Raw genomic sequence first — 10,850 nt, 5'->3', positions numbered from 1 at the left:
CCGCCATAGAAGTGCTCCAGCGCGGCGCGATCGGTGCAGTCGAGCGCTTCACCCGCCACCGGTGCGCTGATGCGGCCGAGTGCGTCGTCCAGCTTCGCGCGGTCGCGGCCGACCGCCACGACGCTTGCACCCGCCGCCGCGAGCCGCGTTACCGCCGCGAGCCCGATACCCGACGATCCACCAAGCACCACGACCTTCTGATGTTGCCAGTCCATGTCATTGCTCCTGTCGATGAATGGAAGATCCATGGCATTAGAATGAACGCTGCGCCGCCATCATTCAAATCGTTCAATGTCATGACCAACATCATTGAAAATGATTTCCGCCGCTTCGACCTGAACCTGCTGCTGACCTTTCGCGCGCTGCTCGAAGAGCGCAGCGTGACGCGCGCCGCGCAGCGGCTCTTTCTCGGTCAGCCAGCCGTGAGCGGCGCACTGAAACGCTTGCGCGAAACCTTCGGCGACGAACTGTTCGTGCGCACGCCGCACGGCATGACGCCGACCCCGCGCGCGCTCGAACTCGCGCGGCAGATCGAACCGTTGCTGCAATCGCTGCATCAGGCGATCACACAGCCGGCGGTATTCGATCCGGCGCGCGCGCAGCGGGTGTTCCGCGTTGGCCTGAGCGACTCGCTGGAAGTCGTGTTGATGCCGGACATCATGACGCGCGTCGCCGAAAAGGCGCCCGGCGTGAAGGTGATCGCGCGCTCCACCGATTCGACGCGCGCGGCCGCGATGCTCGATGACGGCACGATCGAACTCGCAGTCGGCGTGTTCCCCGAATGCGTGCCGTGGCAGCGGCGCGCGCCGCTGTTTTCATGGCGCTTTGTGAGCGTCTATAACCCGCAGCTCGTCAAAACGCGCCGCAAGCGTCTGTCGATGGACGAGTTCCTGCGCCACCGTCATATCCTGACTTCGTTCAATGCCGGCCTGCACGGCTTCATCGACGAACAACTGGAAGTGCAGAACCTGAAGCGCGAAGTCGTGTTTTCCAGTTCGAACTTCGCAACCAGTCCATTCATCGTCCGACGTACCGCGGCGATTGCGACGGTGCCCGATTTCATTGGCCGCGTGTGGCGCGACACGCTCGATCTGGCGATGAGTCAGCTGCCGTTCGACGTACCGAGGTACGAGGTGTCGCTGATGTGGGCCGCGCCGCGCGATCAGGATCAGGGACTCGCGTGGCTGAAGCGCGAGTTTGCCGATGCAGTCGGCGCGAACCGCGGCACGCGTGCTGTTTGCTGACTGCAACGTGTGCTACGTTTCACAAGCGCAGCCATTTCGGCGCGACTATCGGCGTCGTTAATCCGATGGATTCGCCGCCGCCCCGTTAAGGAGACATTCCGATGACATACACCGCAAAAGGCACGTTCGTGGTTTCACTGCAACCGATGCCGTTCGAAAACGCGGACGCCGACGCGAAACTGGGCCGCATGACGATCGACAAGCAGATATTCGGCGATCTCGCCGCGACGACGAAGGGGCAAATGCTGAACGCGATGACGAACGTCAAGGGCTCGGCGGTCTATGTGGCAATCGAGCAGGTCAGCGGCACGCTCGTAGGAAAGCAGGGCTCGTTCGTGCTCCAGCATGTCGGCGTGATGAATCGCGGGGCTTCGTCGCTTTCGGTCACCGTCGTGCCGGACTCGGGTACCGGGGAGCTAATTGGTATTGAAGGAGAGTTCAAGATTCAGATGGTCGATGGCGCGCACTCGTATGAGCTCGTTTATCGTTTGCCGGTCGGACCGCTCTAATTAGGCCTGTCTCATTCCACGTCAGTCAAATGATTCCGGAGCGATTACCCCGCCTTTGATCACCAGATGCGCTGCGTTCACGCCGGACGCGAAGAAGCGCCAGTCTTCCTCGTCCGCGTTCCCGTCCGGGATGACGGTCAGGCAAAAGCCGCGCGATAGGGAGAGCGTCGCCCCGCCGGCGGCGTCCGCTGTCACTGCCTCAACTGTTGCGCAACCATTCGCAAGCAACACCCGTTGGAGACGATGGGTGCTCGCGTGCGCTTTCTCATCCTGCCCACGCAGATCATCGTCCGTTGCCACGGCACGGCCCGCTTCCTCAAGTCTCCACGCACATTGGACGTGCAGCGCCCACACACCGACGTACTTGAAGGCCCCTTTAAAGTTGATGACTTGCCGCAGTGGACCAAAGCTCAACGTGAGCATGTCAGCGGCATGGTTTACTCCGCTCAGTTCCAAGCCGCGCAGCACTGACAGACGCCGTTCGATTTCGTTTCGAGTATTGATCATCAAATCATTCCCTTCGTGTACCGCGTGCGTTACCACAGGTTGAACATGTCTTTTGCCCGCTCCAGGATTTCGTGGAAGCCGAGGCCTTCGCCCGAGATTTCATCATGAAGTTGTCGAGATTGCTTCGGCCATGGCGTAACCGGATGACAGCCGACCACCCTATCAAACATGAAAAAAGGCGGCAATCAAGCCGCCCTCATCGGATTCCTCGCGGAGCCACTGACCCCCTGCCCTCAGCCAGCTCGCACCCGCAAGCCTCATTCAATGCCCGTGCCGTTCCCCCACCGCCACGGGAGCCTGCTTCGTCTGTCGGCTCAACATCAACGTCACGACCGCGGACACCGCCAACGTCGCGCCCACCACATACAAGCCCGCGGAATACCCACCGGTCACATTCTTGAGCCAGCCAATCGCGAACGGCCCAACAAACCCGCCCAGGTTACCCACCGAGTTAATCATTGCAATCCCCGCCGCCGCGCCGGCGCCTGACAGGAACATACTCGGCATCGCCCACAACGGTGCCTTCGCCGCGCTGATTCCCACGTTCACGACCACGAGCGCAAGCACGATCATCAACGCGGTGGTCGCATTGCCCGCGAACACGAAGCCGACGCACGCCAGCGCGCAAGGAATCACCACATGCCACGTGCGCTCCGCGGTGCGATCCGAATGCTTCGCCCACAGCACCATCGCGATCACCGCAAGCACGCTCGGCACGCCCGCCAGTAGCCCCGTTTCGAACGAGCCGAAGCCGTATTGGCGAATGATCAGCGGTGCCCACAAGCCCAACGTGTACAAGCCGGCCGACGTGCCGAAGTAAATCAACGCAAGCGCCAGCACACGCGGATCGCGCAACGCGCTGAGCGCGCCGGCTGTGTGACCCGCATGCGCATGCCGCTCATCCGCTTCGAGTTTCAGCTTCGCGATCAGCCAGTCGCGTTCGTCGGGCTGCAGCCATTGCGCTTGCGCGGGTGCATCGGTCAAATACTTGAGTACGCAAAAGCCGAGGACGATCGCAGGCAACGCTTCGAGCACATACAGCAGTTGCCAGTCGGCGAGCCCGGCGATCGGCGGCAGCTTCATGATCGCGCCGGAGATCGGCGAACCGATCGCGGTGGAAATCGGCGCGGCAGCCATGAACCACGCCGCCGCGACCGCGCGCTGGCGCGACGGAAACCACAGGCTCAAATAGAGAATGATGCCGGGAAAGAAGCCCGCTTCCGCGACGCCGAGAATAAAGCGCAGCGCGTAAAAGCTGTTCGGTCCCACGACGAACGCGGACGCGAGCGACACGATCCCCCATGACACCATCACGCGCGCAATCCAGCGGCGCGCGCCAACTTTGTGAAGGATCAGGTTCGACGGCACTTCGAACAGAAAATAGCCGATGAAAAAGAGCCCGCCGCCGAAGCCGAATGCGGTCGGCGAAAGACCGATCGCCTTATTCATCGACAACGCCGCGAAACCCACATTCACGCGATCGAGAAAGCTCACGAAGTACAGCAGCATCACGAACGGGATGATTCGCAGCATCAGCTTGCGGGACACCCGGTTTTCGAGTTCGGAAGTCATTGTCTCCTCCTGCGGCGCATAGCCGCCGGCCGCGCGGCCAACGTTGCGCCGCGCTAGCCAAATGATGGTTGCCCGCCGGCCATGCGTTGGCCAGCCCCGCAACCCCATGCGTGGATAGCGCTCAGTTCATGGTGAACCGCGCCAGGTGTTGCCAGCTTGGGCTAGGCCGACATTCAGGCGGCGTTCGCCGCGGGCGCCGCCGACTGTTCGATGAACGCGCGAACGGCCGCCGTCACCTGCTCGGTCGTCGCCGTGCCGCCCAGGTCGCCCGTATGCAGCGACTTGTTCGCGGTGACCGCTTCGATCGCCTGCATCACGAGGCGCGCGGCGTCGGATTCACCGAGGTGTTCGAGCAGCATCACGACCGACCAGAAGGTGCCGACCGGATTCGCGAGCCCCTTGCCCATGATGTCGAACGCGGAGCCGTGGATCGGCTCGAACATCGACGGATAGCGGCGCTCCGGATCGATATTGCCGGTCGGTGCGATACCGAGACTGCCCGCGAGCGCGGCAGCAAGGTCGCTCAGGATGTCGGCGTGCAGATTGGTGGCGACGATCGTATCGAGCGTCGCCGGCCGGTTGACCATCCGCGCGGTCGCCGCGTCGACCAGTTCCTTGTCCCACGTGACGTCCGGAAACTCCTTCGAGATTTCGAGCGCGATCTCATCCCACATCACCATCGCGTGACGCTGCGCGTTGCTCTTGGTGATCACGGTCAGCAGCTTGCGCGGGCGCGACTGCGCGAGACGGAACGCGAAGCGCATGATGCGCTCGACCCCGGCGCGCGTCAGGATCGACACGTCGGTCGCCGCTTCGATCGGATGGCCCTGATGCACGCGACCGCCCACGCCCGAATATTCGCCCTCCGAGTTTTCGCGCACGATCACCCAGTTCAGGTCCTCGGGCTTGCAATATTTCAGCGGCGCATCGATGCCGGGCAGGATGCGCGTCGGGCGCACGTTCGCGTATTGATCGAAGCCCTGGCAGATCTTCAGCCGCAAACCCCACAGCGTGATGTGATCGGGGATGTCCTTGTCGCCGGCCGAGCCGAACAGGATCGCGTCCTTGTTGCGGATCGCGTCGAGGCCGTTGGCCGGCATCATCACGCCGTGCTGGCGATAGTAGTCACCGCCCCAGTCGAAGTTTTCGAATTCGAACGCGAATGCGCGCGTGGTCTTCGCGAGCGCTTCGAGCACCTGCGCGCCGGCGGGTACCACCTCCTTGCCGATGCCGTCGCCAGGGATGGTTGCGATGCGATAGGTTTTCATGTCTCCGTCCTTTGTGAAGTGTGTGAACGAACTGTAGACCCATCACGGCGGCAAAAACCGATGCTAAACTCAAAGCATCTTTAACTTCAATTCACAAGTGAAAGGCACTGACAGCGCGATGAGCGACACCATCCAGCCATCGGATCTGAGCTTTTTCTCGACGCTCGCCGGCAGCGGCAGCCTGAGCGCGGCCGCGCGCGAGCTGGGGCTAACGGCCGCCGCGGTCAGCAAGCGCCTTACGCAGATGGAGCAGCGCGCGGGTGTCGCGCTGGTGAATCGCACCACCCGCCGGATGATGCTGACGCCCGAGGGCGAGCTATACGTCGCGCGCGCGCGGCGGATTCTCGACGAAATCGACGAACTGGCCGAGCTGCTCGGCTCGGCGAAGAAGACGCCGAAGGGCTTGCTGCGCGTGAATGCGACGCTCGGTTTCGGACGCAGCCATGTCGGGCCCGCGATTTCGCGCTTTGTCGCAAGCTATCCGCAGGTGTCGGTGCAGTTGCAGTTGTCGGTCACGCCGCCGCCGCTTACCGACGACACCTACGACGTGTGCATCCGCTTCGGCGAGCCGCCCGACACACGCGTGGTCGCCCGCCGGCTTGCGCCGAACCGGCGTCTGCTGTGCGCGGCGCCCTCGTATATCGCGGCGCGGGGCATGCCGCTCACCGCCCACGATCTGACGCGTCATAACTGCATCGGCATCCGTCAGGGCGACGAAGCGTATGGCGTGTGGCGTCTGACCTCCGGGCGGGGCGCGGCGCGCAAGACCGAAGCGGTGCGCATCAACGGCACGCTGACCACCAACGATGGCGAGATCGCCGTGAAGTGGGCGCTCGAAGGCCACGGCATCCTAATGCGCGCCGAGTGGGATATCAAGCAGTACCTTGCGGACGGCTCGCTGGTTCAGTTGCTGCCCGATCACGACACGCCGAACGCGGACATCTTCGCCGTGTATTCGCCGAGGCATCAGATGTCGAACCGGATCCGGGCGTTCGTCGAGTTCATTGCCCGCGATTTGACGAGCGAAGCGGGCGCGCTGGTGTAACGGCGGGTCTCTGACGAACAGAACAATTTGCTATCGTAGTGTTCGATCACCATCCGCCGGGTCCATCCCGCCGCTCACCCGGGCCTGACTTCAACAGAGACGGGTAACGATGCCCAGACGCAACCCCGCGCTTCATCGCAGCCAGCAAACGCGCATGTCGCGCAAGCGCCGGCGTGCGCTGATCGGCGCCGCGCTCGTGCTGCTCGCCGCGTTTGGCTGGATGGTCGCGCTGGTGCTCGAGCCCGCGTTCCAGCGCACGATCGTGATCACGACCGGCGCCGACAACGGCATCTACCGCGGCTTTGCCGATCGTTATGCGCCGCTGCTCAAGCGCGAGGGCATCAAGCTCGACATTCGCAGATCTTCAGGCTCGGTCGAGAATTACGAGAGGCTGACCGATCCGAACAGCGCATACGAAGTCGGTTTCATCCAGTCGGGCACGACCAGTCCGCGCGACACCGACAACCTGCAAACGATCGCCGCGGTCTCGTACGAGCCGATCTGGGTGTTCTATCGCGGCGAAGCGACGATCGACCGGCTCTCGCAACTGCGCGGCAAGCGCATTTCGTTGGGCGTGCCCGGTAGCGGGCTGCTCCACGTGTCGCAGGTGCTGCTCGGCTATAGCGGCATCACGACTCAGAATTCGACGTTGCTGAAAATGGATGCGAGCGCCGCGTATCAGGGGCTCGAAAGCGGCCGGGTCGATGCGGCCTTCTTTATCGGCAGGCCCGATGCCGACATGCAGCGCACGCTGCTCAACAGCAACCTGAAATTGATGAGCTTCGCGCAAGCCGATGCGCTCGTGCAGAAATTCCCGTCGCTATCGAAAATCGTGCTGCCGCGCGCGTCGACGAGCGTCGTCGACGATCTGCCGCCGCACGACGTCACGTTGCTCGCGGCGACCGCGCTGCTCGTATCGCGGGACACGCTGCACCCCGCGCTCGCGTATCTGCTGCTCGATGCGGCGCGCACGGTTCATGGCGGCGAGGATTACTTCACGCCGCTCGGCACGTTTCCGAACCTGCGCACCGAAGAATTCCCGATTTCCGACGAAAGCATCCGTTACTTCAGATCGGGGCGACCGTTCCTGTACCGCTACCTGCCGTTCTGGCTTGCGAGTTTGATCGAACGCCGGTTTCTCATCCTGCTGCCGTTCATGGCGCTGCTGATTGCGCTCGCGCAGGCGTTGCCGCGCACGCTCGAAACGCGCATGAAAAAGCGGCTGGTGGTCTGGTATCGCGAGATCAAGGCGCTCGAAGACGAGGTATGGAAGAACAGCCATCCGACCCACGCGCAAATCGCGCAATGGAAAAACGACATTGAGAGCATCGACGCGAGTGCGACCCAGATCCGGATTCCGTATCGTTACTTTCAGGACGTTTACGCGCTGAAGCAGGCTATCGGGATTGTCCGGGACCGGATCGCGCATGTGGCCGAGAAGATGGACAAGTAGAAACGGCGTTGCTTATCTGCTTCCGTTGCACGGCCAAGCATCAGCCGATTCGTTGATTTTCCGCGCGGCCCCTTCGCGCGGACGCTTCCTGCAGTGCAAGACAAAAATCTCTGTGGACCGGATGGCGCGATAGACCAATTCAATTGGCATGCACGCGGATCGCAGCCTGTAATGAACTCCTGCTGTTCACGTATCGTCCATTCAGCCGCCCGCCGCCCTATCCGGAGAGATCCATGTCGCAGCCCGAGACCAACGTAGACGAAGTAGTGAAAAGCATCGCCGAGGAAACCGACACACCGACCGAAACGGTATCGCGCATGTACGCCGATACGCTCGCCGATTACCGGGACGGCGCGCGCGTGCTCGATTACGTACCGCTATTCGCCGCCAGGAAGGTACGCGACCAGCTTCGCCATCCGCATCGCAAGCATTGACAGGTGATGCCCGCGGGATGCAATCGCATCACCGCACCCTCCGGTTCTGGAGAGCCGCAATACGCGCGACGGCCGCATGGCGCCACCGCTCATCACCGGGCTCGTGTGCGCACACCAACGCGCTATTGGCGTCGGAACGGCTGTTCTGACGAGACCGGCCGCTCACGCCCAATCAGCCCCTGGCTCCAGATTCCGTGCGAATCGTGGAGCTAACAATCACGTCGCGAATTTTCTATGCTGACGGTTTGCTTGCCATTCGCTGTAAAGGAGACGGTACCGTGAGCAAGTCGCTAATCGTACGTTACGCGGCCCCGAATGATTTCGATGAATGGCTGACGCTTTGGGACGGTTATAACGAATTTTACGAACGAGTCGGAGACACGGCACTTCCTCGCGAAATCACTGAGCTCACGTGGCGGCGATTCTTCGATGGCTACGAACCGATGCACGCAATCGTCGCAGAACTGGACGGCAAACTGGTCGGTCTGGTGCATTTTCTCTACCATCGCCACACAACGATGGCCGGTCCCATCTGCTATCTCCAGGACCTTTACGCCGCAAGCTCACAACGCGGCCAGGGTATCGGTCGTGCGTTGATAGAGGCCGTGTACCGCGAAGCCAGGCAGGCCGGCGCAGCCCGCGTTTACTGGCAGACGCAAGAGACAAACACAGTCGCGATGAAGTTGTACGACCGACTAGCCACGAAATCCGGCTTTGTGGTGTATCGACAGACGCTATAGATGATCGCAACACCCAAAAACTGGACCGCCAGCGCGACCCGTTTGCGACGGGACACCCCGCCACCTGCCTGAGCCACTACTCGGTGCGCGGCGGACGGGGACTGCCGGGCATAGCAAGGATGAGGCGCACGACGTAACGCTCGCTGCCTTCACGCAGAGTCGGACTTCCTGGAAGGGCACCAAACCCAGGCCTGAATATTGCTGGAAGCGGTCCACATCGGGCAGCCGGCACTTCGCAGTTTGCACGCTTCCCAGCCGGCGTCAGCGCGCGCCGGGGGCACGAACGGCGAAGCACTGGCGAGTTCTTACAACCCGATTGCGTTCCGACAAACATCCACGTCAACCAGGCATGAGCCGGCAACAGATTCCAACACTTCCTCCGCCACAGCCCCCAGCTGAGTCGGTAGAAGACGCAAGGGAGCGACTTGCGTCTGCTATCGAGGCCGCAGACATCGGCACGTTTTATTGTCCCGTCCCCTTACGCGAAATCGTTTGGAACGACAAATGCAAGGAGCACTTCTGGCTGCCTGCTGACGCCGAAGTGGATTTCGACGTGTTTTATTCGCGGTTGCATCCCGACGACCGGGAGCGAACGCGCCGGGAAATCGTGGCAGCGGTGTTCGCGGGTGCCCCGTACGACGTCGAATACAGGACACTTTCGCCGACGGGCGAAATGCGGTGGATTCGCGCAAAGGGGCGGACTGCCTTCGACGCAACCGGTAAGCCGACGCGTTTTGACGGCATCACCATCGATATTTCGTCGCAGAAGCAGCTGGAGGCGCAGCGTGACCGTCTGCTCGAACGGGAGCGCCTGCAAAAGGAAATGGCGCAGAACGCGAGCGACATGAAAGATACCTTCATCGCGTCCGTCTCACATGAACTGCGCGCGCCGCTAACCGCCGTGCTAGCGTGGGTCGACCTTCTGGAGCGTCGCGTTGTCGAGGAAGAGTTTGTCAAACACGGGGTAAGTGTCATCCGTCGCAATATCGCTGCGCAGACCCGACTGGTCGATGATCTGCTGGAGGTGAGCCGAATTACCGCAGGCAAGCTGGCTGTCAGGAAGGCTGCCATCAACCTTGCGCAGCCGGCGCGTGCGGAACTGGATAATGTGAGACCGCTGGCCGAGAAAAAAGGGGTGACCATCACAGACCAACTCGGCGCCGGCGCATTGGTTCCCGGAGACCCTACGCGCCTTCGTCAGGTCTTCGCCAACGTTTTGAGCAACGCACTCAAGTACACGCCGAGCGGCGGCGATATAACCGTGGCAATGCGGGAGGTCGACGGCTATGCGGAACTGTCGGTCGCCGACACCGGAGAGGGGATCCCCAAGAATCTGCTCAATACGATTTTTGAGCCGTTTGCGCAGGTCGACGGCAGCACGACCAGGAAGCACGGCGGTTTGGGACTAGGGTTGGCCATTGCGCGAAGCATCGTCGCGATGCATAACGGCACGCTGACCGCGTTCAGCGACGGTGTCGGCACAGGAGCGACATTTACCATCCGAATGCCGTTGGAAACGGGCCGCCAGGTCACCCCTGCCGCACCTGCATCCAGCCCGGACGGAAGCGAAGCGCGACTACCCGTTGCGGGAATGTCGGTCCTGGTCGTCGATGACGACGAAGATACGCTGGACGCGTTCGCCATGCTGTTTGAACACGAGCGGGTCGCCGCGTATCGGGCGAACTCCGCTATGAAGGCGCGCGAAGTCCTCGCCGAGCGTGCAGTCGATGTGATCTTCTCCGACATCAGCATGCCGGGCGAGGACGGTCATCAATTCATCTCTGGGCTGCGTGCAACGGGCAATCGGACACCGGCGATCGCGGTCACGGCTTTCGTGCGAGATGAAGACCGCGAACGGGCGCGCGCAGCGGGCTTTGACGAGCACGTCGGCAAACCGGTACCCCCGCAAAGGCTGGTCGAGTTGCTGGCAAAGCATCGGCACTGACTGCTGATGTCAGCCGGAAAAGACATGGGGTCACCATTCGGTTGGCCGGAATTCGTGGGTTATCGAAACGCGTTGTGACGTAACGCGCATTAACAAAAGCCGATGCTGCAAACGACGAAAGGCGCGCCTCTGA

11 protein-coding genes are annotated in these 10,850 nt (G+C 62.0%); 7 read left to right on the top strand and 4 right to left on the bottom strand.

Going from position 1 to position 10,850, the window contains the following annotated elements; translation table 11 throughout:
• A partial coding sequence (locus VGH68_RS15120; protein ID WP_331604455.1) for an SDR family NAD(P)-dependent oxidoreductase occupies window positions 1–215 on the bottom strand: 215 nt, incomplete at its 3' end.
• A gap of 81 nt (window positions 216–296) precedes the next feature.
• On the opposite strand from VGH68_RS15120, the gene VGH68_RS15115 reads away from it, so the two are divergent.
• The gene (locus VGH68_RS15115; RefSeq protein ID WP_331604454.1) at window positions 297–1,244 is read left to right on the top strand and encodes a LysR family transcriptional regulator; all 948 of its coding nucleotides are present in this window, start codon (window positions 297–299) and stop codon (window positions 1,242–1,244) included.
• A gap of 101 nt (window positions 1,245–1,345) precedes the next feature.
• Window positions 1,346–1,753 (top strand): DUF3224 domain-containing protein, encoded by a 408-nt coding sequence (locus VGH68_RS15110; protein WP_331604453.1) that lies wholly within the window; start codon window positions 1,346–1,348, stop codon window positions 1,751–1,753.
• 21 nt (window positions 1,754–1,774) lie between these two features.
• Here the strand turns inward: VGH68_RS15110 and VGH68_RS15105 are convergent, their stop codons facing one another.
• From VGH68_RS15105 to VGH68_RS15095, 3 genes are all read right to left on the bottom strand, one after another.
• Window positions 1,775–2,260 carry a hypothetical protein gene (locus tag VGH68_RS15105; protein ID WP_331604452.1) on the bottom strand — a complete coding sequence of 162 codons (486 nt, stop codon included), beginning with the start codon at window positions 2,258–2,260 and terminating at the stop codon, window positions 1,775–1,777.
• Between the two features lie 261 nt (window positions 2,261–2,521).
• Window positions 2,522–3,832, bottom strand: a complete 1,311-nt coding sequence (locus VGH68_RS15100) for an MFS transporter (protein ID WP_331604451.1) — start codon at window positions 3,830–3,832, stop codon at window positions 2,522–2,524.
• Window positions 3,833–4,005: 173 nt separating this feature from the next.
• Window positions 4,006–5,100: a tartrate dehydrogenase gene (locus tag VGH68_RS15095; RefSeq protein WP_331604450.1), complete on the bottom strand. Its 1,095-nt coding sequence runs from the start codon at window positions 5,098–5,100 to the stop codon at window positions 4,006–4,008.
• A gap of 118 nt (window positions 5,101–5,218) precedes the next feature.
• Between VGH68_RS15095 and VGH68_RS15090 the strand changes: the two genes are divergently transcribed.
• From VGH68_RS15090 to VGH68_RS15070, 5 genes are all read left to right on the top strand, one after another.
• Window positions 5,219–6,145: a LysR family transcriptional regulator gene (locus VGH68_RS15090; RefSeq protein ID WP_331604449.1), complete on the top strand. Its 927-nt coding sequence runs from the start codon at window positions 5,219–5,221 to the stop codon at window positions 6,143–6,145.
• A gap of 154 nt (window positions 6,146–6,299) precedes the next feature.
• Window positions 6,300–7,598 carry a TAXI family TRAP transporter solute-binding subunit gene (locus VGH68_RS15085; RefSeq protein ID WP_331604456.1) on the top strand — a complete coding sequence of 433 codons (1,299 nt, stop codon included), beginning with the start codon at window positions 6,300–6,302 and terminating at the stop codon, window positions 7,596–7,598.
• Between the two features lie 233 nt (window positions 7,599–7,831).
• Window positions 7,832–8,032 carry a DUF3562 domain-containing protein gene (locus VGH68_RS15080; RefSeq protein ID WP_331604448.1) on the top strand — a complete coding sequence of 67 codons (201 nt, stop codon included), beginning with the start codon at window positions 7,832–7,834 and terminating at the stop codon, window positions 8,030–8,032.
• Window positions 8,033–8,310: 278 nt separating this feature from the next.
• Window positions 8,311–8,772, top strand: a complete 462-nt coding sequence (locus VGH68_RS15075) for a GNAT family N-acetyltransferase (RefSeq protein ID WP_331604447.1) — start codon at window positions 8,311–8,313, stop codon at window positions 8,770–8,772.
• A 349-nt stretch (window positions 8,773–9,121) separates the two neighbouring features.
• A complete protein-coding gene (locus VGH68_RS15070) occupies window positions 9,122–10,717 on the top strand; it encodes an ATP-binding protein (protein ID WP_331604446.1) in 1,596 nt (531 codons plus the stop codon).
• Window positions 10,718–10,850: the final 133 nt, after the last annotated feature.

This window comes from Paraburkholderia sp. (assembly GCF_036488505.1).
In the GTDB taxonomy this organism is placed as follows: Bacteria; Pseudomonadota; Gammaproteobacteria; order Burkholderiales; family Burkholderiaceae; genus Paraburkholderia.
This window is presented reverse-complemented; position numbering and strand designations above follow the sequence as displayed.

What these genes read in the sequence shown, in the direction of transcription:
- VGH68_RS15070 (WP_331604446.1), top strand. Translation starts at nt 9,122, where the DNA reads ATGAGCCGGCAACAGATTCCAACACTTCCTCCGCCACAGCCCCCAGCT.
- VGH68_RS15110 (WP_331604453.1), top strand. Translation starts at nt 1,346, where the DNA reads ATGACATACACCGCAAAAGGCACGTTCGTGGTTTCACTGCAACCGATG.
- VGH68_RS15090 (WP_331604449.1), top strand. Translation starts at nt 5,219, where the DNA reads ATGAGCGACACCATCCAGCCATCGGATCTGAGCTTTTTCTCGACGCTC.
- VGH68_RS15095 (WP_331604450.1), bottom strand. Translation starts at nt 5,100, where the DNA reads ATGAAAACCTATCGCATCGCAACCATCCCTGGCGACGGCATCGGCAAG.
- VGH68_RS15115 (WP_331604454.1), top strand. Translation starts at nt 297, where the DNA reads ATGACCAACATCATTGAAAATGATTTCCGCCGCTTCGACCTGAACCTG.
- VGH68_RS15100 (WP_331604451.1), bottom strand. Translation starts at nt 3,832, where the DNA reads ATGACTTCCGAACTCGAAAACCGGGTGTCCCGCAAGCTGATGCTGCGA.
- VGH68_RS15085 (WP_331604456.1), top strand. Translation starts at nt 6,300, where the DNA reads ATGTCGCGCAAGCGCCGGCGTGCGCTGATCGGCGCCGCGCTCGTGCTG.
- VGH68_RS15105 (WP_331604452.1), bottom strand. Translation starts at nt 2,260, where the DNA reads ATGATCAATACTCGAAACGAAATCGAACGGCGTCTGTCAGTGCTGCGC.
- VGH68_RS15080 (WP_331604448.1), top strand. Translation starts at nt 7,832, where the DNA reads ATGTCGCAGCCCGAGACCAACGTAGACGAAGTAGTGAAAAGCATCGCC.